We start from the raw sequence: 26,230 nt of genomic DNA, 5'->3' as shown, positions 1-26,230 counted from the left end.
CCGCCCAGAGGCCGTCCGGTCCTCCATGGCGGCACAGGACCCGGCCGGGAACCCGTATTTGGTCCCGGGGCGGAGGGACCGAGGGCCGTGGCGCGGCGGGACCAAGGGCCGGGACCGAGGTCCGGGACTTCCGTCCCGGCAAAGGGCCCGGGGAGCGGCTCCCCGGGCCCGAAGGTGTGGCGTCGGTGTGCGGGGCCGGTCAGCCCAGTTCGCCCGCGGCCTTCTTGATATCGGCGGCGAAGGCGCTCACCTCGCTGTAGACACCGGGCTTGCCGGGGCGTGCGCAGCCCTCGCCCCAGGAGACGATGCCGACCTGGAGCCACTTGCCGGCGTCGTCCTTGCGGAACATCGGGCCACCGGAGTCGCCCTGGCAGGTGTCGGTGCCGCCGGTGTCCAGCTTGCCGGCGCAGATCTCGTCACCGGGGGTCAGCTGGTCGCCGTAGGCCTTCTGGCAGGCGGCGTCGTCGACGAACGGCACGGTCGCCTTGAGGAGGTAGCGCTGCTGCTCGCCGCCTTCCTTGTCGGCGCCCCAGCCGGCGATGGTGAAGTCGCCGCTGTTGAGCTTGTCGTCCTCGGCGATCTTCAGGGTGGGCTGGTCTATCGGCTTGGCGAGCTTGATCAGGGCCCAGTCCTTGCCCTTGCCGTTGTAGCCGGGGGCCTGGAGGACCTTGGTGGAGTTGACCTTGACGGCGGCGGAGTCCTCCAGGTCGACCACGCCGGCGGTGGCGGTGATGGAGGTGTTGTCGCCGCTGCCGTCGACGCAGTGCGCCGCGGTGAGCACGATGTCCTTGGCGTAGAGGGCGCCGCCGCAGCCCATCGACAGCCGGACCATGAAGGGGAATTCACCCTGGTCGGCCTTGGTGCCGCCGACGACCTTGGTGGACGGTTCGGGGGCGGGCGCGGCCGAGGCCGAGCCGGGCTGGAGGCTGAAAGCGGCCAGGGCGACCGCGCCGACGGCGAGGGTTCTCTTGAGGGGCTTCCGGTAGCTGCGCAACGGGCTTCCTTTCGTGGGGGGTTGCACGTCGATGACGAGCCCATGCCAACACCGGAGCCGGATGTGACCGCCGCACACAGCACATGGAGGAAGACAGCACACCGTGAGGCGTCCGGACCCAGTGGGGGATGAGTCCGTACAGCGCTCTGCGATTATCCGGAGTGGGCGCGCGGAGTGACAAGGGTGCGCATCCGGCCAACTCCCGTACGCGCCACGCCCGTACGCCTCATTCCGGACTTTCCCGGCCCCCCGTACAGTGGCCGGGTGACCACCGGCGGCAGAGCGATCGAGCACGGCTACCCCCACCTCGACACGGTGCGCGCGGCCGTCCATGCCCTGTTCAAACGCCTGTCGTACGACACCGTGCGCACCTTCGACACCAGCGTGCTGCCGGTCGATGTGGCCTTCGGCGAGGACGAGGATCTGCATCTGGGCGCGCAGCGGGTGGTCGGCGCCCTGGTCCGGCAACTGCATCTGCCGGACGCGCGGGCGGTGATCACCTTCCGGGAGATGGAGCATGCCGCGAACGTCGAACTGACCGCGGGCCCGGAGTACTTCATCGAGCTCAACGACCGCTTCCGCACGCACCGCAAGGACATCGGCGCCGCACTGGCCCATGAGGTGACACATGTCGCGCTGCACCGTCTGGATCTGACCTTCCCCGGCACCCGCGACAACGAGATCCTCACCGACACCGCCGCCGCCTACCTCGGCGCGGGCTGGCTGCTGCTGGACGCCTACCGCGAGCACGGCCCGTTCTCGCAGAAGCTGGGCTATCTGACGCCGGAGGAGTTCGGCTACGTCCTCGCCAAGCGGGCCCGGTTCTTCGGGGAGGACCCGGCGCCGTGGTTCACCAGCCCGCAGGCGTACGACGCGTACACGGCGGGCGCCGCGCGGGCCCGCCAGGACCTGCGCCGGCCACCGCTCGCCGGCGCGGGCTGGGCGGCCCGGCTGCGCTACGCCAAGGACCGCCGGGCGGCGGAGGATCCGCGGCGCGCCGGCCGGCCGCCCGCCACGGCCGAGGGCTATGCCTTCGAGGGCCCGTCGCCGCTGCGGGTCACGTTCCCCTGCCCCGCCTGCCATCAGCGGATCCGGGTCCCGGTCCGCGGCCGGCTCCAGGCGCGCTGCGGACTGTGCAAGACGCTGCTGGACTGTGATACCTGACGGGATATCAGCCGAGGGGCGGCCGCTCCCGGACCGTTCCTAGACCCACCCCTCCAGGCCCGCCATGAAGCCGTCGAAGTCGTCACGGTGGATGGTGTGGCCCGTGCGGGGCACCGTACGGACCTCGAAGCCGCGCTCGGTCAGCTCGGCCGCCGCCTGCTCGGAGAAGAGGAAGCCCTCCCCCGCGAACTGCACCAGGGACGGGACGACCGGCTTCTCGGGCGTGTGGTCCTGGAGGTGGACGGCGGACAGCGCGAGGGCGGTCCCGGTGTCCCAGTCCGCGACCGTGGCCAGTTCGAGGTCGATATCGGCCTCGCACCAGCGCGGGTTGAAGGTCCGCACCATCTCCCGGTCGGCCCGCTTGAACGCGACGAACAGGGCCGGGTCGACGGGCTGTCCGACCCTGGCGAGCGACCAGGCCGGATCGCAGTACACCGCCCGCCGCGGCTGGAGCCGCTCCACCGCCAGGGACAGCGCCAGCCCGCCCAGGGAGTGCCCGATGGCGACCTCGGGTGCGGCGGGCAGGGTCTCCACGAGGTCCTCGGCGAACAGCTCGGTGCCGTACGGGCCGCGCGGGCTGCGGCCGTGGCCGCGCAGATCGACGGCGAGCACCCGGTAGCCCCGGTCGGCGAGCGCCGGACCGACCCGGTGCCAGGTGCGGTGATCGGACATCAGGCCGTGGACCAGCACCGCGACGCGTTCGCCGGTGCCCCATTCGTGGGTGTGCAGCTGCATGCCCTGCCTCTCTTCGGTTCCCGCGCTCCGGCTCCCGGGGGTCCGGTCCCGTTCGCCGGTCCGGTGGCGCACCGGCCCGACGTTACACGTGTCAGCCGAGGCGGCGGGGGCGCTCCGGCCCGACCCGCCGGACGATTGCGCTGTGCGAGGATGCCCAGCAGCATGACGGACCGAGCCGGCCCACGGGCCACCCCAACTCCCCCGACCAGTGCGGCCGTTGCCCGGCACGCCGGGGTCTCCCGCGCGACGGTCTCCTACGTCCTGAACGGGCAGGCCGCCGGGCGGGTCGGCGAGCGCACCCAGGCCAGGGTCAGGGCCGCCGCCGAGGAACTGGGGTATGTGCCGCACGCCGCCGCCCGCAGTCTGCGGGCCGGCCGGGGCCGCCTCGTGCTGCTGGCCGCCCCCGCCGACGCGGTCGCGACCTTCGGGCCCCTCTTCACCGGCTTCCTGGCCGGATTCCAGACCGCGCTGCACCGCCTCGGCTACACCCCCGTGCTGCACGGCGCGCCCGCGAGCTCCCCCATGGCGGCCGCCCGCGCCTGGGCCGAACTGCGGCCCGCCGCCGTACTGAACCTCTACGGGCCCCCGCTGGACGCCCCCGCCGTCGAGTTGCTGCACCGCGCGGGGACCGCCGCGGTCCTCGTCCTCGGCCCGTCGGCGCCACCCGGCGCCCACACCCTCCTCCTCGACCAGCGGGAGGCCGGACGCCGGGCCGGGGAACACCTCCTGGCCCGCGGCCGCCGGCGGATCGGTGTGGTCCGCCCGGCCGAACCGGGCCCGGCGGGCTGCGCGGAGCTCCGGCTGGCGGGCGTACGGGCCGCGGCCGCCGCGCATCCGGACGCGCGGGTGCGCCCGCTCGATCTCGCGCGCACCGAGGAGTCCGCGGCGGGGCTGGCCGCCGCCTGGCCGGAGCTGGGCCTGGACGCGGTGTTCGGGTACAACGACGAGTACGCGACGCTGCTGATGCGCGCCCTCCAGGACGCCGGCCACACCATCGGCGCCGACGGCCCGGACCGCCTCGCCGTGGTCGGCGCGGACGATCTGCTGTTGGCGCGGCTGCTGCGCCCCCGGCTGACCAGCGTCCGCGCCGAGATCACACCCCCGGAGCGGATCGCGGGCCTGGTCGCCGACCTGCTCCTGGACCCGGCCGCCCCGCCCGCGATCCACCGGCTGGGCACCTTCCACGTCACACCGCGCGCATCGGGCTGACGGCCGGGCCCGGGGCTACGGCTCCTTGCGCCGCGGCCTGCACCGCGCCCGGTGACGGGGCCGCACGCCGTCCGCGGCCCTCACAGCCAGTCCGTCTCGGGGGTGGCCGCGGCCAGGATGTCGCGGGTGCCGGTGCGGAGCGGGACGCCGTGCGGGACGCACACCGTGTCGACCGCGTCGAGGGCGGCGAGCCGCCGGAAGGAGGCGATGGCCTCCTCGCGTGCGACGTTGCCGGGGCCGAGGACCGCCCGGGTGCCGTCGGGGGTGGTGCCGATGATGTCTCCGGGGAAGAGCACCCGGCTCTCGGGGAGGTGCAGCGCGATCCCGCCGGGGGTGTGGCCGGGGACGTGCAGCACCCGCACCGGCTCCGGCCAGCCGTCGAGGGTATCTCCGTCGTGGAGTTCGACATCGACCTCGACGGGGCGCAGCGGCGGGAGCCCGGCGCCCGCGAAATCGGCCATGACCCGCTCGAACAGCGCCCGCTCCGAAGGGCTGCACACCGGCGCGGGTTCGGGTGCGGTGCCGCGGATGTACGGGGCGTCCGGCGCGCCGGCCAGTACGCGGGCGCCGGTGGCGGCGACCAGGTCGGCGGCGGAGCCCATGTGGTCGATGTGGGAGTGGGTGAGCACGATCTGCCGCAGCTGGTCCGGCCGGCCGCCGAGCCGGGCCAGCGCGTCGAGGACGGCGGGGGCCGAGCCGGGGACGCCGGTGTCGATGACGGCGTATCCGTCGTCGGGGAGGGCGACGAGGTACACATGCCCTACGGGGAAGGCGAGTTGCCAGACGGTGGGGGTGATTTCGGTGAGTGCGTCCATGGCCGGGACGCTAGCCGGACCGCGCCGGTGACCACCGGCCGTTGCGCCGTGGGCGGATTGAGCGCAGAGCGGAAGCCGCGGTCGAACACGGCCGAACGCGGCCGGAACCTGTCTTGCCTTCGGTGCGTCTCATCGCCGAACACCAAGGAGGCATGTCATGCGAGGATCCCACCTCTCCCGCACCCGTACCCTCACCACCGTGCTCGCGCTGGCGGTGGCCGGCACCGCCGTGCTGTCCGGCTGCGGTCAGAAGCAGCAGACCGTGGGCAGCGCGCCACCGCCGAAGAAGCCGGACGCCTTCGAGCAGCGGGCGGACCAGATCGTGCGGCACTGGCCGAAGGTCTCCCCGGTCACCGGGCGGCAGCAGGCGCTGCTGCCGCTGGCCGGCGCGGACCGCCCCAAGGGCAAGGACGTACGGGAGATCACCGTCACCGTCGGGCACAGCGCCTGCGATGTGGACTTCGGTGCCCGCGGCCATGAGTCGAAGGACCTGGTGGTGATCACCGGCTGGGGCAAGCGGAAGAGCTCCAAGGGGATGTGCACCGAGCAACTGGCCACCGACAAGGTGAAGGTGCGGCTCAAGAGCGCGCTGGGCGATCGCAAGGTCGTGGACGCGGCCACCGGCAAGGAGCTCTTCAAGAGCTGACCGGGGCGCTGTGGCGGTGGGTCGGCGCCGCGGTCCGGCTTCGAGGGCACTGCACGCCCTAGGGTCATCCGCATGAGCCCTTCCACCGCCACCACCACCCGTGTCGACCTGCCCGAGCTGCTGGAGTTTGTCCGCCCCCGGCATCGCGCGATCCTGCTCACCCGCCGCTCCGACGGCACCCCGCAGGGCTCGCCGCTGACGTGCGGAGTGGACGACTCCGGGCGGCTGGTGATGGCGACGTATCCGGAGCGCGCCAAGGTCCGTAACGCCCGCCGGGTCTCCTCGGTCAGCGTCATCGTGCTGTCCGACGAGTGGAACGGCCCGTGGGTGCAGGTCGACGGTGAGGCCGAGATCATCGACACCCCGGACGCCATCGAGCCGCTGGTCGAGTACTACCGCAACATCGCCGGTGAGCACCCGGACTGGGACCAGTACCGGGAGGCCATGCGCAAGCAGGGCAAGTCGCTGATCCGGGTGACGCCGCTGCGCTGGGGCCCGGTCGCGACCGGCGGCTTCCCGGCCCGGCTCACGGAGGGCGGCGGCGCCTGAACCGGCCGCCCGGGCGTCAACGGGTGGTGCGGGTACCCCCGTTGACGTTCAGGACCTGGCCGGTGATGTGCCGGGCGGCCGGTGACGCCAGGAACGCCACCGTCCCCGAGATGTCGTCCGGGGACCCGGCGCGGCCCACCGCCGCGGCGGCCACCAGCTGGTCGCGGCGCTCGTCGGTGAGCCGGTCGCGGAAGAATTCCGTGTCGGCGATATAGCCCGGCGAGACGACATTGGCGGTGATGTCGCGGGGGCCGAGGTTCCGGGACAGTTCGACGTTCCAGGAGGCGAGTCCGGCCTTGGCCGCCCCGTAGGAGCCGGCGCCCTGGTCGGCGGCGATCGACCCGAGGTGGACGACCGCGCCACCGGCCGCCAGCCGGCCGTCCAGCGCCCTGGTGGTCAGTGCGGCGCTGACCAGGTTCGCGTCGAGGTTGGCGCGGAAGTCCCGGGCGTAGGACGCCAGATCGGTGGCCTCGCCGGTGTCGAGGTCGGTATTGCCGCCGGCGTTGTTGACCAGGACGTCGATCCGTTCGGGGAGCCGGGTGAGCAGTTCGGTGAGCGACCGCGGGTCGGTGTGGTCGCACACCAGCGGCCGGACGGTCGCCCGGCCGGCCGCGGTCTCCTCCAGGGGTGCGAGGCGCCGGCCGGTGACGAGGACCTCGTCGCCGCGGTCCGCGAAGTGGTGGGCGACGGCGCGTCCGATGCCGGTTCCGCCGCCGGTGACCAGGATGGTGCGTGACATATGCTGAGCTCCGTCCATCACGTTCAGACCTAAATTTAGACCTGAACATAACATCGCCGGGAGGGCCCGTGGCAAGAGAACCCGAGGCGCAGGACGGCCAAGACCGGGCAGGAGCCAATGCCTCCGCGTACCCCGTGGAGGAGATCGCGGCCGCCTGGGAGCGCGAGCGCCCCGGCACACCGGTCTCCTCGATCGGGATCGTGACGCCGATCTGGCAGCTGGCGAAGCTGCTGGGCGACGACCGGCGCCGGGTGCTGACCCGCGCCGGGGTGGACCCGGCCACCCTCGATCTGCTCAGCGTGCTGCGCCGCGGCGGCGCGCCCTACACCCTGACGACCCGTGAGCTCGGCCGTCGCTCCATGGTGACCGCGGGGGCGGTCTCCCAGCGGGTGGCCCGTGCCGAGCGCGAGGGGCTGGTGACCCGCCGGCCCGGCGAGGGCCGCCCGCGGACGGTCCTGGTCGAGCTGACCCCGGCCGGCCACGCACTCGTCGAGGCCACCGTCGACCAAGTGCTGTACCGCGAGGCGGAGTTGATCGACGGCCTGACACCGGGGCAGCAGAGCCAGCTCGCCGGTCTGCTGCGGATCCTGCTTCAGGACACCCAGCGCAAGCTCGGCGACGACCGGATCAGCCAGGTCGGTGACGTCTGAGGGGCGCCCGGCCGGTCAGCCGCGGGGCGGCGGAAGCCTGAGGGACGGGAAGAGCGCCTCGTCGGGGAGCCCGAGCTGCGCACGGAAGGCCGCCCGGCCCGCCGCCGTGACGGTGAGGATGCGGGTGGCGACGGCCTTGACGAGCCAGGCGCGTTCCAGGGCGTGCCGGTAGAGGGCGGCGCCGACCGCGCCGGAGAGATGCTGGCGGCGCACCGTCCAGTCGAGGCAGGTGCGGACATGGGCCCGATGGGCGTCCGGCGGCGCGGCGTCGGGGAGGCCGAGCGCGGTGAGCCAGTCGGCGCCGGCGGCGGTCAGCACCAGGCCGTAATCCCGGGCCAGCAGGCCGCGTTCGGTCATCGCGTCGGCGATGGCGACGCCCAGGGCGCCGGCGATGTGGTCGTAGCACGTCCGGGCGTGATGCAGGGCCCGGCGGTGGTTGGCCTCGGCCAGCGAGCGGACCGGGACGCGGCGGTAGGGGGCGAGTCCGGCGAGGTTCTCCAGGGTCTCCGCGGCCTCCGGGCCGGCGAGCCGGACGTAGCGCCGCCGCCCCTGGCGTTCCTCGGCGAGGAGTCCGCCGGCGACCAGGAGGTTGAGGTGCTCGGTGGTGGTGGACGGCGCCACCGCGGCGTACTCGGCCAGTTCGCCCGCGGTCCAGGTGCCGCCGTCGAGCAGGGCCATACAGATCGTGGCACGGGTGCGGTCCGCGAGCAGCGCCGCGAGGGCGGCCAGATCGGGGGTCTCCGCGACGCTTTCCTGATCGGCGTCCCATCGGTTCATCTACACAGAGTAACCTCTCATAACATTTCGGTGAGCACCGAATCATCCGGCTTCTATCCTCGGCAGCATGAACGGCGCCCTGGAGAAAAGCAGTTCGGCCGCCCCGGCGCTGCTGTCCACGGAGAACGACGACGGAACCTTCGTCCTGGTCGAGCTGCGCGTCCGGTGGGAGCTCGGACCGGTCGTCAGCGTCTGGCTGCCGGCCCGCGGCCGGACCGCACGCAATCTCGCGGTACGCCCGGACGTGGTCTTCAATCTGCCGCCGGACGGGACCGGGGCCGAGGAGGGGGCGAGCGCCATGCCGTCCACGGACGCGCCGTGGACGGAGCCGTCCGAGCTGGTGCGACCGCCCCGACTGGTGCACTGTCCGGTGCAGTTGGAGGCGCGCCGGGTCGGCCAGCGGACGGTCACCGACGGCGCGTGGACGCAGATCGAGGCGCAGGTGCTGCGGGTGCATGCCGATCCGCGGTGGGTGCTGCCGCCGGGCGACCGGCGGATCGACCTGGGGTCCTGGCATCCGCCGGTGCATGACTTCCGGCCGCCGGGCACTCCCCCGCCGCAGGCCGTACCGGCCTCCGCACAGGAGATGGCACGGCAGTTGGGGCGGCGTTTCCCCGCCGCCCGCGGTGGCGCGTAGGGCGCCCGGGAGCTTCGGGCCCGGTCCGGCAGCCGGTCCGGCAGCACGGGCCGCACGGCAAAAAAGTCCGCGGCGCCTGCCCTCCCGGTCGGGGGAGGGGGACAGGCGCCGCGGCTGTTCCGTACGACGTTGTACGGGACATCAGGGGACGGTCACACGGTCAGTGCGCGATCCGTCGGCTTGATGGGAGCCGGCAGGGCGCTGGCTCCGGTCAGGAAGCGGTCCACGCCCTTGGCCGCGGAACGGCCCTCGGCGATGGCCCACACGATCAGGGACTGGCCGCGGCCCGCGTCACCGGCGACGAACACACCGGGGACGTTGGTGGCGAAGTCACCGTCGCGGGCGACGTTGCCGCGCTGGTCGAGCTCCAGGCCGAACTGCTCGACCAGGCCGTTCTCCTGGTCGGTGCCGGTGAAGCCCATCGCGAGGGTGACCAGCTGGGCCGGGATCTTCCGCTCGGTGCCGGGCTTCGGCTCCGGGCGGCCGTCCTTGAACTCCACCTCGGTCAGGTGCAGCCACTGGACGTTGCCGTCCTCGTCGCCCTCGAAGTGGGTGGTGGAGACGGAGTAGAGCCGCTCGCCGCCCTCCTCGTGCGCGGAGGTGACCTTGTAGAGCATCGGGAAGGTCGGCCAGGGCTGGTTGGCGTTCCGCTCCTCGCCCGGCTTGCCCATGATCTCCAGCTGGGTGACGGAGGCCGCGCCCTGGCGGTGGGCGGTGCCGACGCAGTCCGCGCCGGTGTCGCCGCCGCCGATGACGACGACGTGCTTGCCCTCGGCGCTGATCGGGGCGACGGTCAGATCGCCTTCCTGCACCTTGTTGGCGAGCGGCAGGTACTCCATCGCGAAGTGGATGCCGTTCAGCTCACGGCCGGGCACCGGCAGGTCGCGGGAGGTGGTGGCACCGGCGGCGATGACGACGGCGTCGTAGCGCTTGCGCAGCTTCTTGGCGTCGAGGTCGCGGCCGATCTCCACCTCGGTGCGGAACTTGGTGCCCTCCGCGCGCATCTGCTCGATGCGGCGGTTGATGTGGCGCTTCTCCATCTTGAACTCGGGGATGCCGTAGCGGAGGAGACCACCGATACGGTCCGCGCGCTCGTAGACGGCGACGGTGTGGCCGGCCCGGGTCAGCTGCTGGGCGGCGGCCAGTCCGGCCGGTCCGGAGCCGATGACGGCGACGGTCTTGCCGGAGAGGCGCTCGGGCGGCTGCGGGGTGACGTCGCCGTTGTCCCACGCCTTGTCGATGATGGAGACCTCGACGTTCTTGATGGTCACCGGCGGCTGGTTGATGCCCAGCACACAGGCGGCCTCACAGGGCGCGGGGCAGAGGCGACCGGTGAACTCCGGGAAGTTGTTGGTCGCGTGCAGCCGCTCGCTGGCCTCGGTCCAGTCCTCGCGGTAGGCGTAGTCGTTCCACTCGGGGATGAGGTTTCCGAGCGGGCAGCCGTTGTGGCAGAACGGGATACCGCAGTCCATGCAGCGCGACGCCTGCTTGCTGATGATCGGCAGCAGGGAACCGGGCTTGTAGACCTCGTTCCAGTCCTTGACACGCTCCTCGACGGGGCGGGTCTTGGCGATCTCGCGCTCGTGGTTCAGGAAGCCCTTGGGGTCAGCCATTGGTCGCCGCCTCCATCATCTTCTCGTGGGTCTCGGACTCGGAGAGTCCGGCCTGCTCAGCGGCGTCCTTGGCGGCGAGCACTGCCTTGTAAATGGGCGGGATGACCTTGCTGAAGCGCGCGGCCGCGGCATCCCAGTCGGCGAGGAGCTTTTCGGCGACGGTGGAGCCGGTCTCCTCCTGGTGGCGGCGCACGACGTCGTGCAGCCACTGCTTGTCGGCGTCGTCCAGTGCGTGGACCGCGTCGACGAGCTCCTTGTTGACGTTGGCCTTGTCGAGGTCGATGACGTAGGCGAAGCCGCCGGACATACCGGCCGCGAAGTTGCGGCCCGTCTCGCCCAGCACGACCGCGTTGCCGCCGGTCATGTACTCGCAGCCGTGGTCGCCGACGCCCTCGGAGACCACCGTGGCACCGGAGTTACGGACGCAGAAGCGTTCGCCGACCCGGCCGCGCAGGTACAGCTCGCCGCCGGTGGCACCGTAGGCGAGGGTGTTGCCCGCGATGGTCGAGTACTCGGCGAGGTGGTCGGCGCCGCGGTCCGGGCGGACGATGACCCGGCCGCCCGACAGGCCCTTGCCGACGTAGTCGTTGGCGTCGCCCTCCAGGCGCAGCGTGATGCCGCGCGGCAGGAACGCGCCGAAGGACTGGCCGGCCGAGCCGGTGAAGGTGATGTCGACGGTGTCGTCGGGCAGACCGGCGCCACCGAACTTCTTGGTGACCTCGTGGCCGAGCATGGTGCCGACGGTCCGGTTGATGTTCCGGATCGCGACCTGGGCCCGCACCGGCTGGGCGGCCTCGGCGGTGTCCGCGGACAACGCGTCGGCGGCGAGCTTGATCAGCTCGTTGTCAAGCGCCTTCTCCAGGCCGTGGTCCTGCTCGATGACCTGGTGGCGGACGGCGCCCTCGGCCAGCTCGGGCACGTGCAGCAGCGGGGCCAGGTCCAGGCCCTGCGCCTTCCAGTGGTCCACCGCGCGGGAGGTGTTCAGCAGCTCGGCGTGGCCGATGGCCTCGTCCAGGCTGCGGAAGCCCAGCTCGGCGAGGAGCTCGCGGACCTCTTCGGCGATGAACTGGAAGAAGTTGACGACGTACTCGGCCTTGCCGCTGAACCGCTCGCGCAGCGTCGGGTTCTGGGTGGCGATGCCGACCGGGCAGGTGTCCAGGTGGCAGACGCGCATCATGACGCAGCCGGAGACGACCAGCGGTGCGGTCGCGAAGCCGAACTCCTCGGCGCCCAGCAGGGCGGCGATGACGACATCGCGGCCGGTCTTGAGCTGGCCGTCGGTCTGCACCACGATCCGGTCGCGCAGGCCGTTGAGCAGCAGCGTCTGCTGGGTCTCGGCCAGGCCCAGCTCCCAGGGGCCGCCCGCGTGCTTGAGCGAGGTGAGCGGGGAGGCACCCGTACCGCCGTCGTGACCGGAGATCAGGACCACGTCCGCGTGCGCCTTGGAGACACCCGCGGCGACGGTGCCGACGCCGACCTCGGAGACCAGCTTCACGTGGATGCGGGCCTGCGGGTTGGCGTTCTTGAGGTCGTGGATCAGCTGAGCCAGGTCCTCGATGGAGTAGATGTCGTGGTGCGGCGGCGGGGAGATCAGGCCGACGCCCGGGGTGGAGTGCCGGGTCTTGGCGACCCAGGGGTAGACCTTGTGGCCGGGCAGCTGGCCGCCCTCACCGGGCTTGGCGCCCTGGGCCATCTTGATCTGGATGTCGTCGGAGTTGACGAGGTACTCGGACGTCACACCGAAGCGGCCGGAGGCGACCTGCTTGATGGACGAGCGGCGCGCCGGGTCGTAGAGCCGCTCCGGGTCCTCGCCGCCCTCACCGGTGTTGGACTTGCCGCCCAGCTGGTTCATGGCGATGGCGAGGGTCTCGTGCGCCTCCTGGGAGATGGAGCCGTACGACATGGCGCCGGTGGAGAAGCGCTTGACGATCTCGGACGCCGGCTCGACCTCCTCGACCGGGATCGAGGGCCGGTCGGAGGCGAAGGAGAACAGGCCGCGCAGCGTCATCAGCCGCTCGGACTGCTCGTTCACCCGGTCGGTGTACTGCTTGAAGATGTCGTAGCGGCGCGAGCGGGTGGAGTGCTGCAGCCGGAAGACGGTGTCCGGGTCGAAGAGGTGCGGCTCGCCCTCGCGGCGCCACTGGTACTCGCCGCCGATCTCCAGCGCACGGTGCGCGGAGGCGATGCCGGAGGCCGGGTAGGCCTTGGCGTGCCTGGCTGCGACCTCCTTGGCGATGACGTCCAGGCCGGCGCCGCCGATCTTGGTGGCGGTGCCGTGGAAGTACTTCTCGACGAACTCCTCGTCCAGGCCGACGGCCTCGAAGACCTGCGCGCCCCGGTAGGAGGCGACGGTCGAGATGCCCATCTTGGACATGACCTTCAGGACGCCCTTGCCGAGCGCCTTGATGAGGTTCTTGATGGCGGTCTCGGCCTCGACACCCGGCAGGAAGGTGCCGGCGCGGACCAGGTCCTCGACCGACTCCATGGCCAGGTACGGGTTGACGGCCGCGGCACCGAAGCCGATGAGCAGCGCGACGTGGTGCACCTCGCGCACATCGCCGGCCTCGACGAGCAGACCGACCTGGGTGCGCTCCTTGGTGCCGATGAGGTGGTGGTGGACCGCGGCGGTGAGCAGCAGCGACGGGATCGGCGCGTGCTCGGCGTCGGAGTGCCGGTCGGAGAGCACGATCAGCCGGGCGCCGTCGTCGATGGCGGCGTCGGCCTCGGCGCAGATCTCCTCGATCCGGGCGGCCAGCGACTCGCCGCCGCCGGAGACCCGGTAGAGGCCGGAGAGGGTCACGGCCTTCATGCCGGGCATGTCGCCGTCGGCGTTGATGTGCACGAGCTTGGCCAGCTCGTCGTTGTCGATGACCGGGAAGGGCAGGGTCACGCTGCGGCAGGAGGCCGCGGTCGGCTCCAGGAGGTTGCCCTGGGGGCCGAGCGAGGAGATCAGCGAGGTGACCAGCTCCTCGCGGATGGCGTCCAGCGGCGGGTTGGTGACCTGCGCGAAGAGCTGGGTGAAGTAGTCGAAGAGCAGCCGGGGGCGCTCGGAGAGCGCGGCGATCGGCGAGTCGGTGCCCATCGAGCCGATCGGCTCGGCGCCGGCCTTGGCCATCGGGGCGAGGATGACGCGCAGCTCTTCCTCGGTGTAGCCGAAGGTCTGCTGGCGGCGGGTGACCGAGGCGTGGGTGTGCACGATGTGCTCACGCTCGGGCAGATCCGCGAGCTCGATCAGACCGCTGTCCAGCCACTCCTGGTAGGGCTGCTCGGCGGCGAGCTGCGCCTTGATCTCGTCGTCCTCGATGATGCGGCCCTCGACGGTGTCCACGAGGAACATCCGGCCGGGCTGGAGGCGGCCCTTGCGGACGACCTTCGCCGGGTCGATGTCGAGGACGCCGACCTCGGAGGAGAGCACGACCAGGCCGTCGTCGGTGACCCAGTAGCGGCCGGGGCGCAGACCGTTGCGGTCGAGGACCGCGCCGACCTGGATGCCGTCGGTGAAGGTGACACAGGCCGGACCGTCCCAGGGCTCCATCATCGTGGAGTGGTACTGGTAGAAGGCGCGCCGGGCCGGGTCCATGGAGGGGGAGTTCTCCCACGCCTCGGGGACCATCATCAGCACGGAGTGCGGCAGCGAGCGGCCGCCCAGGTGCAGCAGCTCCAGGACCTCGTCGAACGAGGCGGAGTCGGAGGCGTCCGGGGTGCAGACCGGGAAGAGCCGCGAGAGGTTCTCGGCGTCCTCGCCGTTCTCCGCGCCGAAGAGCTTGGTGGCGAGCTGCGACTCACGGGCCCGCATCCAGTTGCGGTTGCCCTTGACCGTGTTGATCTCGCCGTTGTGCGCGACGAAGCGGTACGGGTGGGCCAGCGGCCAGCTCGGGAAGGTGTTGGTGGAGAACCGCGAGTGGACCAGCGCGATGGCGGTGGCGAAGCGGCGGTCGGACAGGTCCGGGAAGAAGGGCTCCAGCTGGCCGGTGGTCAGCATGCCCTTGTAGACGATCGTCCGGGCGGACAGCGAGGGGAAGTAGACCCCGGCCTCCCGCTCGGCGCGCTTGCGCAGCGCGAAGGCCTTGCGGTCCAGCGCCAGGCCGGTGTTCACGCCGTCGCTGACGAAGATCTGGGAGAAGGCCGGCATGGTGGCGCGGGCGCCGTTGCCGAGCAGCTGCGGGGCGACCGGGACCACGCGCCAGCCGTTGACGTCCAGGCCCTCTTCGCCGGCGATCGTCTCGATGCGCGAGACGGCCTCGGCCGCTTCCTGGGCGTCGGACGGGAGGAAGGCGATACCGACGGCGTAGGCGCCGGCCTCGGGGAGCTCGAAGGTGACGTTCTCGCGAAGGAACGCGTCCGGCACCTGGAGCAGGATGCCGGCGCCGTCACCCGAGTCGGGCTCGGAGCCGGTGGCACCGCGGTGCTCCAGATTCGTCAGGACGGTCAGCGCCTGCTCGACCAGTGCGTGGCTGGCCTCGCCGGTGAGGGTGGCCACAAAGCCGACGCCACAGGCGTCGTGCTCATTGCGGGGGTCGTACATCCCCTGCTGGGCGGGGCGGCCGTCCATGGGCGACCAGGCTGCGGCGTCGCTGCTGCTGGTGGTCGCGGAGTGCGTGGACGCGAAACGCATCGGCTCTCCCAACGTCGTGGTGGCAATGGGGGTCCCTCCCAGGCCTTGAGACCTGGGGGATTGCCGAGGGACGACGTTGGCCCTCCGCGAAATTTCGTGCAGGTTACAGGATGGCCCCCTTCTCGAAAAGCGAAAAGGGGCTTCCAACATGCGGACACCGCACCTGCGGTGAGTCAGTACGCGGACGGAAGCGGGGCCGTCCCACAAGGCGGCGTTCGGCGAGCGACATTGCCCGCGACGCCTGGGCCTTATGCCCGGCCGTCAACAAACCGAAACCGCTGGGTAACGCTGTAATTATGCAGTCACCCGTATGACACGTCACCCTACGACGGTTCCGAACAGTGCGCCCAGGACGTACGTCACACCCGCGGCGGCACCGCCGAGGGTCAGTTGGCGCAGTCCGCTGAACCACCAGGAACGTGCCGTCACACGCGCCACGACCGCCCCGCAGGCAAACAGCCCGACCAGCGCGAGCAGCACCGCGGGCCAGATGGCGGACGCCCCCAACAGGTAAGGAAGCACAGGCAACAGCGCGCCCAACGCAAACGATCCGAAGGAAGAAATCGCGGCGACGGCGGGCGAAGGAAGGTCGGACGGGTCGATGCCCAGCTCCTCGCGGGCATGGATCTCCAGGGCCTGCTCCGGGTCCCTGGAGAGCTGTTCGGCGACCTGCCGGGCGAGCGCCGGCTCGACCCCGCGCGAGGTGTAGAGGGCCGCCAGCTCCTTCAGCTCGTCCTTCGGATGCTTGCGCAGCTCGGCGCGCTCGACATCCAGCTCGGCCTGCACCAGCTCACGCTGCGAGGCGACCGAGGTGTACTCCCCCGCCGCCATCGAGAAGGCGCCGGCCGCCAGGCCCGCGAGGCCGGTGATGATGATCGCCTGCTGCGACAGCGCACCGCCGGCGGCGCCCGTCATCAGGGCGACGTTCGAGACCAGCCCGTCCATCGCGCCGAAGACGGCGGGGCGCAGCCAGCCGCCGTTCACATCCCGGTGGGTGTGGTTGTCACGGTGGGCCACATGCGTCGGCGCCGCGGCATCCATGATCTCCATGACGGACATATCGGTACCTACTCCCTGCGAGCGAGGTGTGGGCCGATGGCGGCGCTTCCCCCTCCAACGCTTCGAAGTTATGCGGCCGATGGCCTCCGCCGCTAGCAAGGAAGGCCGAACTTACCGCGCTGACCTGCGGGTTTTCCCCGGGCTCGGCCATGAGATCCGGATCACACAGCCGTACGGGACCGACCGGAGGCACCGCTCCGGGTCCGTCCGAGGCGGTCGACCGGGTGACCCTGCCGCCCGGGACAGGAGAGCCGGGCCGTCGCGTGGCACGGATACAGCGCAGCCGGGCGGCGCCCCGCGGGCCCGGCGGCGGCCCGGCCCGTACGACAGAACGGCACGCACATGAGCGCAGCGCACCCTCCGCCCGCGGAACCGGCCGGGCCCGGCGCGGGCGACGCCGTCCGCGACCGGGCCCGCGGCGCGCTGCTCGGGCTCGCCGTCGGTGATGCGCTCGGTGCCCCCGCGGAGAACATGAAGCCCTCGCAGATCCGCCGCCGCTGGGGCCGGATCGAGGGATACGTCGAGGAGGACCCGGCCGGCACCGACGACACCGAGTACGCGATCTTCTCGGGGCTGCTGCTGGCCGCGCACGGCTCGGCGCTGACCGTCGCCCAGGTCGAGGCCGCCTGGCACCAGTGGATCGCCGACCGGGACGAGGGGCCGTTCCGCGGTGCGGGCTTCAGTGAGCGCGGCACCCTGGAGAACCTGCGCCGGGGCCTGGCCGCGCCCATCTCCGCCCAGCACCGGCACGCCTGGAGCGACGGGCTGGCGATGCGCGCCGCGCCGTTCGGGGTGTTCGCCGCCGGGCGGCCCGCCGAGGCCGCCCGGCTGGTGGCCATCGACGGCACGGTCAGCCACGACGGCGAGGGGATCTACGGCGGCCGGGCGGTGGCCGCCGGCGTCGCCACCGCCATGGTCGCCTCCGCCACCGACGCGGTGATCGCCGCCGCGCTGTCCGTCGTGCCGGAGGACTCCTGGACCGCCCGCTCGCTGCGCCGCGCGGTCGGGGCCGCCCAGCGCTCCCGGCACACCCCGGGCATCACCCAGCTCGGCACCGAGCGCGCGGTGCGCTCCGCCGTCGTGATCGGCGGCTACCCCTGGACGGATCTGGCGCCGGAGGCCGTCGGCCTGGCCTTCGGCGCGTTCGAGGCGGCCCGCGGCGACTTCTCCGCCTCGGTGCTCACGGCCGTCAACATGGGGCGCGACGCCGACACCACGGCGGCCGTCGCCGGTGCGCTGGCCGGTGCGCTGTGCGGCGCCGCGGCGATCCCCGAGACCTGGGCCGCCGCCATCGGCCCGGCGCGCGGCAGCTGTCTGCCGTCGATGGCGGGCTATCACGTGCTGGACATCGCGGAGCTGCTGACCGCGCAGGGGGCGGGCCCGCGGGCGGGTACCGCCGCGGGGCCCGGCGCCGGAGCGGGCGTCGGGGCCGTGACGGGCGCCCGATGAACGGCCGGGAAGCGGTGGGGAACGACACCGGCGACCCTGCCGGGGCCCGCAGCCGTATCGAGGGGCTGCTGCTCGGGGTGGCCTCGGGGGACGCCGCGGGGTGGCCGGCGGCCCGGCACCGGGCGGCGCGGATGCCGGAGTGGACCCGGCGGCTAACCCGGGAGCTGGACACCTTCGCCGAGCAGAACGCGACCACCACGCTGCCGGTGCCGATCGCCCTCAACCAGCCGCCCGAACCGCTGCGGCTGGGCCCCTCCGACGACGCCGAGTGGGCCGCCTTCACCGCCGAATCGGTGCTCACCGCGGCCGGTGCGCCCCTCAGCGACCTGGGCCGGGACCGCCGGATGCGGGCCGCGGTCGATCTCGCCTGGAACGCGCTGGCCAACGAGGTCGCCGCGGCCGCCGACCGGGCGCCCGAGGTCGAGTCCGCCGTGCTGCCGCTGCGCGCCCGGATCTCCGTACGGGCCGGGCTCGGCAATCTCGCCACCGGGCTGCGGCCACCCGCCACCGGCCATGACAACCCGCACTACTTCGACGACGCGGCGTGCGTACGCGCCGCCGTCCTGGCCGTGGTGCACCCCGGCGAGCCGTCCGCCGCCGCCGAGCTGGCCGAGTACGACGCGCGCTACACCCAGGACGGCGACGGGGTGCACGGGGCGCGGGCGATGGCCGCCGCGGTCGCCGCCGCTCTCGGCGGCACGCCGGCGAACGGCTGTGTGGAGGCGGCGCTGGACCAGCTCCCGGACGGCACCGAGATCCGCCGCAACGCCCTGCACGCGGTCCGGCTCGCCCGGTCCTTCGCCACCGACGGCCCCGGCCCGGCCGGCCGCCCCGGCACCGCGTTCGCCCTGGTGCCCGTGCTGGAGCACGAGATCGTCGACCACGTCTACAGCTACGGCATCGCCGCGGCCGAGACCGTCCCGGTGGCGCTGGCCCTGGCCCTCGCGACGGACGGACGGGTCGCCGAGGCGGTGCCGGCCGCTGCCTGTCTCTCCCGGGTCGCCGACTCCGCACCGGCCCTCGCCGGGGCGCTGACCGGAGCGCTCGGCGGTGCGCACGCCCTGCCCCGCACCTGGCGCGACGCCTGCCGGGTGCTGTCCGGCTGTGCGCTGCCCCGGCTGGCCGGCACGGACCTGGTCGAGCTGGCCGGGCTGCTCGCCCGTACGGAGCTGACCGCGCCCGAAGCCGCCGCGGCTCCCCCGCCGGCCCGTCCGGAAGCCGTCTCCGGCGCCCTTCTGGCTCCCGCCCCCTCCCCCACCGTGGAAGGACTCACCCGCACATGACGTACGCAAGCGAGCAGACACCGGCCGCGGCGCCGACTCCCGACCCGCAGGCCACCCGGATCCTGCCGGTCACCCCCGTCACCGTGGTCGCCAAGCCGTCGCCGGTGAACCCGGTGCCCCCCGTCGCGCCGGTCCCCCCGTCCCTGGAGGACCGGGCGACCGGCGCACTCGTCGGCGCCGCCGTCGGCGACGCGCTCGGCGGGCCGGTGGAGGGCCGGACCCCGGAGGAGATCGTGCAGCGGCACGGCGGCCCGGTCGAGGGCATCGTCGGCCCGTTCCACGACGACTGGCGCACCGCCCGCCCGCTCGCGCCGTACCACAAGGGCGACGGCCATGTCACCGATGACACCTTGATGACCCATGCGCTGGTGCGGGTCTACGAGGCGGTGCGCGACCACCTCGACGCCTATGACATCGCCGACCACCTGGTACCGGATCTGATCGGCACCCCGCGCTGGATCCCGGAACTGGAGGCCGAGGCGCTGCCGGTGCAGCGGATCTTCCTCGCCGAGAAGTGGATCGTGGCACGGCTGCACTACGGGCACGCGGACCCGCGCGAGGCGGGCGTCGGAAACATCGTCAACTGCGGTGCGGCGATGTACATGGCGCCGGTCGGCATCGTCAACGCCGGCAACCCGGACCGGGCCTACGCCGAGGCGCTGGACATCGCCGGGGCCCATCAGTCCTCGTACGGGCGGGAGGCGGCGGGGGTGTTCGCCGCGGCGGTGGCCGCCGCGTTCGTCCCCGACGCGACCCCGTCCTCGGTCGTCGTCCAGGCGCTGCGGCTCGCCAAGGACGGCACCCGGGCCGCGATCGAGGCGGTCTGTGAGGCGGCGTCCTCGGTCACCGACCCCGCGTCCGCGGCGGCGCCGCTGCGCGCCGCGGTCGCCCCCTTCGACACGGTCGGCCCGGACTACCGCAACCCGTCGCTCGGCGCCCGGCGCCCCTCCCGGCTGCACGCCATCGAGGAACTCCCCATCGCCCTGGGCATGTTGCTGATCGGCGGAGGCGACTTCCGGTCCACGGTCCTCGGCTCGGTCAACTACGGCCGCGACTGCGACTCGATCGCCACCATGAGCGGCGCGCTGGCCGGCGCGCTGCGCGGCGCGGAGGCGGTGCCGGCCGAGTGGAGCACGGAGGTCGCCCGCGCCAGCCGCCTCGACCTGGAAGCGCCCGGTGCCGCGCTGGCCGCTGTTGCACGCGAGATCTTCACCCGCGACCGGGCCCGCGCCCGCACCCATGAGCAGGCCTTCACCGCGATCTCGGCGATCCCGGCGATGACGGAGGCGGTCGGACCGTGACGGCCACGGCGGCGGCGCCCGCCCCGCCCGCACCCGCGGCGCCACTCCGGGTGACCTGGGTGCAGCCCGAGGACCTGATCGGGCACGAACTGCGCCAGGCCGCGGAGGACGGCCGGGACGCCGCCGAGCTCGCGCGGCGGTGGCGGGCGGCGGGCGGTACGACGGCGCCGGGCCGGGCAGGCGCCTCCCCGGCTCCGGCCGGTCCGGCCCTGCGGGCGCTCGCCGCGGCCCTGCTCGACGAGCTGGCCCTGCTGCCCTGCCCGTCGGCGGCCGAGGAGCCCACCGAGCTGACGGCGATTCAGCGCGCGTGGGCGCCGTGGCCCGGGGACGGCGGGCCGCGCCCGGACGGCGGTGTGCCGGCCACCCGGCTGGAGGCCGCCTGGCTCGGGCGGGCGGCCGGCTGTCTGCTCGGCAAACCGGTCGAGAAACTGCCGCTCGACGGGATCCGGGCGCTCGCCCGCGCGACCGGGAACTGGCCGCTGACCGGCTACTTCACCGAGGCCGGACTCGACCCGGCGGTGGCCGCCCGCCACCCGTGGAACCGCCGCAGCCGCGCCACCTCGCTCGCCGGGAACATCGACGGCATGCCCGAGGACGACGACCTCAACTACCCGCTCCTGGGCCTGCTGCTCCTCGAACGCCACGGCCCCGGCTTCACCACGGGCGACGTGGCGCGGCTGTGGCTGGACGAGCTGCCGGCCGGCCGGACCTTCACCGCCGAGCGGCTGGCGTACCGCAACCTCCTGGACGGCATCGAGCCGCCGCACACCGCGCGCTACCGCAACCCGTTCCGGGAGTGGATCGGCGCGCAGATCCGCGCCGACATCCACGGCTGGACCCACCCCGGCGACCCGGCCGCCGCCGCGGCCCAGACCTGGCGGGACGCCACGCTCAGCCATACCGCGAACGGGGTGTACGCCGCGATGTTCGTGGCGGCCGCGCTCGCCGCGGCGGCCGGCGGCGGCACGGATGTGCACGGTGCGCTGCGGACCGGGCTGGCCGTCATCCCCGCGCGCTCCCGGCTCGCGCGGGCCGTCCGCCGCGGTATCGCGCTGGCGCGGAACGAGGCCACCGGCACCCCGGCCGGCTTCGCCACCGTCGTCGACCAACTGCACCGCGCCTACGGACACCACCACTGGGTGCACGCCGTGCCCAACGCGGCGCTGCTGGCCGCCGCCCTCACCCACGCCGACGGCGACTTCACCGGCTCCATCTGCCGTGTGGTGTCGGGCGGTTGGGACACCGACTCGAACGGCGCCACCGCCGGGTCACTGACCGGCCTGCTCGCCGGGTCGCCGCAGGCGCTGCCCGCCCGCTGGACGGCACCGCTGCACAACCGGCTGGCCACCGGCGTCCGCGGGCTGGACGGCATCGGCTTCGACGCCCTCGCGGCACGCACCGCCGCGCTGGTCGTGCCCGCTCCCCCCGCCGACCGAACGAAGGCCCCCGCACCATGACCGACCCCTCCCTGTCCGGGGCACCCCGGCCCACCACCGAGGACCACACCGCCACCCCCGGCTCCCCCGCCGCCGGCCCGCTCGCCGGGCTGCGGGTGCTCGATCTCGCCACGCTGTTCGCCGGTCCGCTCGCGGCCACCCTGCTGGGCGACTTCGGCGCCGAGGTGATCAAGATCGAGCATCCGCACCGGCCCGACCCGTCCCGCGGCCACGGCCCCACCAAGGACGGCATCGGCCTGTGGTGGAAGCTGCTGGGCCGCAACAAGCGGACCATGACGCTCGATCTGTCCCACCCCGGCGGCCGGGACGTGCTGCTGCGGCTCGCCGCCGGGGCGGATGTCGTCGTCGAGAACTTCCGGCCCGGCACCCTGGAGCGCTGGGGCCTGGGCTGGGACGAACTGTCCGCGGTCAACCCGCGCCTGGTGCTGGCCCGGGTCACCGGCTTCGGACAGTTCGGCCCGTACGCCCGGCGCCCCGGGTTCGGCACCCTCGCCGAGGCGATGAGCGGCTTCGCCGCCATCACCGGGGAGCCGGACGGGCCGCCGACCCTGCCGCCGTTCGGTCTCGCCGACGCGATCGCCGCGCTGACCACGTCGTACGCCGTGCTGGCCGCGCTGCGCGCACGGGAGGCCACCCGCCGCGGCCAGGTGGTCGATCTGGCGCTGATCGAACCGATCCTGACGGTCCTCGGCCCGCAGCCGCTCTGGTACGACCAGCTCGGCCACGTCCAGCCGCGGACCGGCAACCGCTCGGCGAACGTCGCCCCGCGCAACACCTACCGCACCGCCGACGGCTCCTGGGTGGCGGTCTCCACCTCGGCCGAGTCGGTCGCCGGACGGGTGATGCGGCTGGTCGGCCGGCCCGAGGTGATCGCCGAGCCCTGGTTCGCGACCGGCGACGGGCGGGCCCGGCACGCCGAGGAACTGGATGCCGCGGTCGGTGACTGGATCGCCCGGCACGACCGGGCGGAAGTCCTGGCCGCCTTCGAGAAGGCCGAGGCCGCGGTGGCGCCCATCTACGACATCCGCGAGGTGATGACCGACCCGCAGTACGCGGCGCTGGGCTCGATCACCGAGGTCCCGGACGACGAGCTCGGCACGGTCCGGATGCAGAACGTCCTCTTCCGGCTCTCCGAGACACCGGGCGCCATCCGGTGGGCGGGCCGCCCGCACGGCGCGGACACCGACGAGGTACTGGCCGGACTCGGGCTGACCGAGGCGGAGATCGCCGGGCTGCGCACGGCGGGTGCGCTGTGAGGCCGGCGTCCCGAGCTCCCCGCCAGACACCCGCTGCCACCCCGCTGACCTGGCTCTATGTGCCCGGGGACCGTCCGGAGGTGGTGGCCAAGGCGCTCGGCTGCGGGGCCGATGTGGTGGTGGTCGACCTGGAGGACGCGGTCGCCCCGGACCGCAAGGACCATGCGCTGCGGGCCACCGCCGAGCTGCTGGGCGACCCGCTGCCGGTACCGGTCCATGTCCGCGTCAACGCGCTGGACGGCCCGCTCGCCGAGCACGAGATCCGCACCCTGGCCCCCCTGCCGGGCCTGGCCGGTCTCCGGCTGCCCAAGGTGCAGGGCCCGGCCGATGTCCACCGCGCCGCCGGCTGGGCGACGACGGCCGCGGAGCCGGCACCCGCGCACGTCCCGTACGCCGCCGAAGGCCCCGTCCCGCCGGCCGGGCAGGCCCGCGCGGACCACCTCGCCCCGGTGCGTACACCCCCCGGCGGCACCGCCACCCTCGCCCCCGCCGCCCCGCCCGCCGCGAGCGCGCTGCCCGCCACCCCGGCCCTGTACGCGCTGCTCGAATCCGCGCTGGGCATCGAGCACGCCTTCGCCATCGCCACCGCGCATCCGGCGCTGCGCGGGATCGCGCTCGGCGAGGCCGATCTGTGCGGGGAGCTGGGGGTGCGGGACGACGCGGGGCTGGCGTGGCCGCGCAGCCGGGCCGTGGTCGCCGCCCGTGCGGCCGGTCTGGCCCCGCCGCCGCAGTCGGTCCATCCGGACGTCCACGACCTCGACGGGCTGGCCCGGTCCTGCGCCCGGGGCCGGGCGCTGGGCTTCCTGGGCCGGGCGGCGATCCACCCCCGCCAGCTCCCGGTGATCGAGGCGGCCTACCTCCCCTCGCCGGAGGAGGTCGCGGCGGCCCGGGAGATCGTGCGGGCCGCCACGGCCGGGGGCGGGGCGCTGGCGCTGCCGGACGGCCGGTTCGTGGACGCGGCGGTGGTCGCGGGCGCCCGGCGGGTGCTGGACCTGGCCGGGCGCCGGCGCTGACCGGCGGGCCACCGGGTCCGGACAGCACAGCGCCGGGCGGCCCCTTGTCGGGGTCCGCCCGGCGCGTTACGGCGGCCGGGGCCGCCTCAGGGCTTCTTGGTGCTGCCGCTGCCGGCCGGCTTGGCGTCCGCGGCGGGCTCGTCCGCCGGGTCCTCGGACTTCTTGTCGCCGGGCGCGTCCGGCGCGGACTCCTCGGCCGCGTCGGCGCCGGATTCCGCCGTACCGTCGTCGGCCGCGGTCTTCGCCGCCGGCTTCTCGACCGAGACCTTGCCGTCCTCGGCGTCGTCCGTACCGGCGGCTTCGCCGTCCGCGCCCTCGACAGGCTGCGCACCCGGTTCGACGACCGCTTCCCGACCGGGGGCCTTCTTGGCGGAGATCACGAAGTAGGCGACGGCCAGGACGAGGACGATCAGCGCGACCCAGACGTTCAGTCGCAGGCCCAGGATGTGGTGCGCCTCGTCGACCCGCATGTACTCGATCCAGGCACGGCCCGCGCAGTAGGCGGCGACGTACAGGGCGAAGGCCCGCCCGTGGCCGAGCCGGAAGCGCTTGTCGGCCCAGATCACCAGCGCCGCGACGCCGAGGCACCACAGGCACTCGTAGAGGAAGGTCGGGTGGTAGGTGCCGCCGACGCGGCCGATGGCCGGGTCGGAGCTGATCTCCAGCGCCCACGGCACATCGGTCGGCTTGCCGTACAGCTCCTGGTTGAACCAGTTGCCCCAGCGGCCGATCGCCTGCCCGAGGGCCAGACCGGGCGCCAGCGCGTCGGCGTACGCGGGGAGCGGGATACCGCGCCGGCGGCAGCCGATCCAGGCGCCGACCGCGCCGAGCGCCACCGCGCCCCAGATGCCGAGGCCGCCCTCCCACACCTTGAAGGCGTCGAGCGGGTGGCCGTTCGGGCCGAAGTACGGCTCGTACGTCGTGATGACGTGGTAGAGACGGCCGCCGACCAGCCCGAAGGGGACGGCCCATACGGCGATGTCCGCGACGGTTCCGGAGCGGCCACCGCGCTGCACCCAGCGCTTGTTGCCGAGCCAGACGCCGACGAAGACGCCGATGATGATGCAGAACGCGTAGCCGCGCAGCGGGATCGGGCCGAGATGCACGACGCCGACCGACGGGCTGGGAATGAATGCGAGGTCCATGGCAGGGACGACGCTACCGCGCCGGGCGGGGTCGGCGGCAACCCGGCCCGGCTACGGCTGCGTAACGACCCCGTCGGCACGCGGTGACGCTGTGTGTCCGCGGCGCCGGGCGGCTCCGCTCAGGGGGTGACGCCGTGGCCCGTCGGCTCCGCCCGGGGTGCGGCGCTCCGTGCGGGGTGCCTGCCCTGGGGCGAGGATCCGGTGTGCGGTGCGGCGCTCTTCTTCCCCGGCTGCTTGGCCTTGTCGGCGTCCAGCACCATCTTCTTGAGGTCCGCGGGGCCGAGCTGGCCGCCCTTCTCCTTCGCGAGGTCCTTGCCGTTGAGCAGGACGGTCGGGGTGCCGCGGTATCCGGAGGTGGCGAAGGCGTCGGTGGACTTCTGCACGAAGCGGTTGTACCTGCCGTCGTTGACGCACTTGGTGAAGGCGGGGGTCACCAACCCCTTGACCTTGCCGGCCAGTTGGAGGAGGTACTGCTTGTCGGCGAACTTGTCCTGCGGCTCGGGCGGCTGGTGGGAGTAGAGGATGTCGTGGTAGGCGCGGAACTTCCCGGCGTCCTGCGCGCACAGGGCGGCGTTGGCGGCGTTCCGGGACCCCTGGCCGCCGGCGTTGCCGTCGATGATGGTCACGAGGTGGTACTCGCTCTTGAGCCGGCCGGCGTCCTCCAGCTCATGGATGACCGGGCGGAAGGCGGTCTCGAACTGCCGGCAGGCGGGACAGCGGAAGTCCTCCCACACCGTGAGTGTGGCCGGGGCGCCGGCCGCGCCCACCGGGACGGCGGGCCTGGCGCCGCCGCTGGCCTGCTTCGGGACGGCGACCTCGTTGTCCTCGGCGGCGTGCTCCTCGGAGGACGACGACGCCCAGACGGCGATGCCGCCGGCCACCGCCAGCACCACCACCACCGCCCCCGCGACGATCGCCTGGCGGCCGCGCCGGGCGCGCGCCTTCTCCTTCTCCCGCTGTTCCTGGAGTCGCTCGCGGGCGGATTTCTTACCCTCATGATTCTTCTGGCTCACGCCCCTGGACAACGAAGCGGAGGGGTGCCGCCGCACCCCTCCGCACCGATGTTCGCTCTATCGAGGGACAGCGGCCGGGCCCGCGTCCCGCCCGGCCCGGCCCGCGCGCCC

General features: G+C 73.5%; 22 protein-coding genes. 12 read left to right on the top strand and 10 right to left on the bottom strand.

From position 1 onward, the window contains the following. Positions 1–199 precede the first annotated feature (199 nt). Positions 200–994: a S1 family peptidase gene (locus ACZ4XD_RS15665; RefSeq protein WP_387245230.1), complete on the bottom strand. Its 795-nt coding sequence runs from the start codon at positions 992–994 to the stop codon at positions 200–202. A 264-nt stretch (positions 995–1,258) separates the two neighbouring features. On the opposite strand from ACZ4XD_RS15665, the gene ACZ4XD_RS15660 reads away from it, so the two are divergent. After that, entirely contained in the window at positions 1,259–2,158 is a 900-nt protein-coding gene (locus ACZ4XD_RS15660) for a hypothetical protein (protein WP_468042378.1), read from the top strand. A gap of 39 nt (positions 2,159–2,197) precedes the next feature. Here ACZ4XD_RS15660 and ACZ4XD_RS15655 read toward each other — a convergent pair whose 3' ends face one another. After that, positions 2,198–2,893, bottom strand: a complete 696-nt coding sequence (locus ACZ4XD_RS15655; RefSeq protein WP_468042376.1) for an alpha/beta fold hydrolase — start codon at positions 2,891–2,893, stop codon at positions 2,198–2,200. Positions 2,894–3,055: 162 nt separating this feature from the next. Here ACZ4XD_RS15655 and ACZ4XD_RS15650 point away from each other — a divergent pair, with 162 nt between their 5' ends. Further along, entirely contained in the window at positions 3,056–4,102 is a 1,047-nt protein-coding gene (locus ACZ4XD_RS15650; RefSeq protein ID WP_468042374.1) for a LacI family DNA-binding transcriptional regulator, read from the top strand. Between the two features lie 80 nt (positions 4,103–4,182). Here ACZ4XD_RS15650 and ACZ4XD_RS15645 read toward each other — a convergent pair whose 3' ends face one another. After that, on the bottom strand, positions 4,183–4,917 hold the full coding sequence (locus tag ACZ4XD_RS15645) for an MBL fold metallo-hydrolase (protein WP_468042372.1): 735 nt from the start codon (positions 4,915–4,917) through the stop codon (positions 4,183–4,185). Positions 4,918–5,074: 157 nt separating this feature from the next. Between ACZ4XD_RS15645 and ACZ4XD_RS15640 the strand changes: the two genes are divergently transcribed. Together ACZ4XD_RS15640 and ACZ4XD_RS15635 are read left to right on the top strand one after the other, a co-directional pair. Then, positions 5,075–5,563, top strand: coding sequence for a hypothetical protein (locus tag ACZ4XD_RS15640; RefSeq protein WP_042162163.1), 489 nt, complete (start codon positions 5,075–5,077; stop codon positions 5,561–5,563). Positions 5,564–5,635: 72 nt separating this feature from the next. After that, positions 5,636–6,112: a PPOX class F420-dependent oxidoreductase gene (locus ACZ4XD_RS15635; protein WP_468042370.1), complete on the top strand. Its 477-nt coding sequence runs from the start codon at positions 5,636–5,638 to the stop codon at positions 6,110–6,112. 16 nt (positions 6,113–6,128) lie between these two features. Here the strand turns inward: ACZ4XD_RS15635 and ACZ4XD_RS15630 are convergent, their stop codons facing one another. Next, positions 6,129–6,851 carry an SDR family NAD(P)-dependent oxidoreductase gene (locus ACZ4XD_RS15630; protein WP_468042368.1) on the bottom strand — a complete coding sequence of 241 codons (723 nt, stop codon included), beginning with the start codon at positions 6,849–6,851 and terminating at the stop codon, positions 6,129–6,131. Positions 6,852–6,919: 68 nt separating this feature from the next. On the opposite strand from ACZ4XD_RS15630, the gene ACZ4XD_RS15625 reads away from it, so the two are divergent. Beyond that, positions 6,920–7,501, top strand: coding sequence for a MarR family winged helix-turn-helix transcriptional regulator (locus ACZ4XD_RS15625; protein ID WP_468042366.1), 582 nt, complete (start codon positions 6,920–6,922; stop codon positions 7,499–7,501). Positions 7,502–7,516: 15 nt separating this feature from the next. Here ACZ4XD_RS15625 and ACZ4XD_RS15620 read toward each other — a convergent pair whose 3' ends face one another. Continuing rightward, positions 7,517–8,278, bottom strand: coding sequence for an ArsR/SmtB family transcription factor (locus ACZ4XD_RS15620; protein ID WP_468042364.1), 762 nt, complete (start codon positions 8,276–8,278; stop codon positions 7,517–7,519). Between the two features lie 67 nt (positions 8,279–8,345). Between ACZ4XD_RS15620 and ACZ4XD_RS15615 the strand changes: the two genes are divergently transcribed. After that, a complete protein-coding gene (locus tag ACZ4XD_RS15615; RefSeq protein WP_468042362.1) occupies positions 8,346–8,915 on the top strand; it encodes a hypothetical protein in 570 nt (189 codons plus the stop codon). Positions 8,916–9,067: 152 nt separating this feature from the next. Here ACZ4XD_RS15615 and ACZ4XD_RS15610 read toward each other — a convergent pair whose 3' ends face one another. From ACZ4XD_RS15610 to ACZ4XD_RS15600, 3 genes are all read right to left on the bottom strand, one after another. Next, entirely contained in the window at positions 9,068–10,528 is a 1,461-nt protein-coding gene (locus tag ACZ4XD_RS15610) for a glutamate synthase subunit beta (RefSeq protein WP_468042360.1), read from the bottom strand. Beyond that, positions 10,521–15,143 carry a glutamate synthase large subunit gene (gltB, locus tag ACZ4XD_RS15605; RefSeq protein ID WP_468042358.1) on the bottom strand — a complete coding sequence of 1,541 codons (4,623 nt, stop codon included), beginning with the start codon at positions 15,141–15,143 and terminating at the stop codon, positions 10,521–10,523. Before gltB ends, ACZ4XD_RS15610 begins: the two co-directional genes overlap by 8 nt. 318 nt (positions 15,144–15,461) lie before the next feature. Beyond that, positions 15,462–16,193, bottom strand: a complete 732-nt coding sequence (locus ACZ4XD_RS15600) for a VIT1/CCC1 transporter family protein (RefSeq protein ID WP_468042419.1) — start codon at positions 16,191–16,193, stop codon at positions 15,462–15,464. A 351-nt stretch (positions 16,194–16,544) separates the two neighbouring features. Between ACZ4XD_RS15600 and ACZ4XD_RS15595 the strand changes: the two genes are divergently transcribed. From ACZ4XD_RS15595 to ACZ4XD_RS15570, 6 genes are read left to right on the top strand one after another with little or no spacing between them, the layout of a single operon-like run. Then, a complete protein-coding gene (locus tag ACZ4XD_RS15595; protein WP_468042356.1) occupies positions 16,545–17,651 on the top strand; it encodes an ADP-ribosylglycohydrolase family protein in 1,107 nt (368 codons plus the stop codon). Beyond that, on the top strand, positions 17,648–18,934 hold the full coding sequence (locus ACZ4XD_RS15590) for an ADP-ribosylglycohydrolase family protein (RefSeq protein WP_468042354.1): 1,287 nt from the start codon (positions 17,648–17,650) through the stop codon (positions 18,932–18,934). Before ACZ4XD_RS15595 ends, ACZ4XD_RS15590 begins: the two co-directional genes overlap by 4 nt. After that, the gene (locus ACZ4XD_RS15585) at positions 18,931–20,235 is read left to right on the top strand and encodes an ADP-ribosylglycohydrolase family protein (RefSeq protein WP_468042352.1); all 1,305 of its coding nucleotides are present in this window, start codon (positions 18,931–18,933) and stop codon (positions 20,233–20,235) included. Before ACZ4XD_RS15590 ends, ACZ4XD_RS15585 begins: the two co-directional genes overlap by 4 nt. Continuing rightward, the gene (locus ACZ4XD_RS15580; RefSeq protein ID WP_468042350.1) at positions 20,232–21,692 is read left to right on the top strand and encodes an ADP-ribosylglycohydrolase family protein; all 1,461 of its coding nucleotides are present in this window, start codon (positions 20,232–20,234) and stop codon (positions 21,690–21,692) included. The genes ACZ4XD_RS15585 and ACZ4XD_RS15580 overlap by 4 nt, the downstream gene beginning before the upstream one ends. Then, positions 21,689–22,948 carry a CaiB/BaiF CoA transferase family protein gene (locus ACZ4XD_RS15575; RefSeq protein WP_468042348.1) on the top strand — a complete coding sequence of 420 codons (1,260 nt, stop codon included), beginning with the start codon at positions 21,689–21,691 and terminating at the stop codon, positions 22,946–22,948. The genes ACZ4XD_RS15580 and ACZ4XD_RS15575 overlap by 4 nt, the downstream gene beginning before the upstream one ends. Further along, a complete protein-coding gene (locus tag ACZ4XD_RS15570; RefSeq protein ID WP_468042346.1) occupies positions 22,945–23,961 on the top strand; it encodes an HpcH/HpaI aldolase/citrate lyase family protein in 1,017 nt (338 codons plus the stop codon). The genes ACZ4XD_RS15575 and ACZ4XD_RS15570 overlap by 4 nt, the downstream gene beginning before the upstream one ends. A gap of 86 nt (positions 23,962–24,047) precedes the next feature. Here the strand turns inward: ACZ4XD_RS15570 and lgt are convergent, their stop codons facing one another. Beyond that, entirely contained in the window at positions 24,048–25,106 is a 1,059-nt protein-coding gene (gene lgt / locus ACZ4XD_RS15565; protein ID WP_468042344.1) for a prolipoprotein diacylglyceryl transferase, read from the bottom strand. Positions 25,107–25,225: 119 nt separating this feature from the next. Then, positions 25,226–26,119, bottom strand: coding sequence for a DsbA family protein (locus ACZ4XD_RS15560; protein WP_468042342.1), 894 nt, complete (start codon positions 26,117–26,119; stop codon positions 25,226–25,228). Between the last annotated feature and the right edge of the window lie 111 nt (positions 26,120–26,230).

Source organism: Streptomyces sp. NPDC029466 (assembly GCF_055574515.1).
The sequence above is the reverse complement of the archived record's forward strand: the minus strand, read 5'-3'. Positions and strand labels throughout refer to the sequence as shown.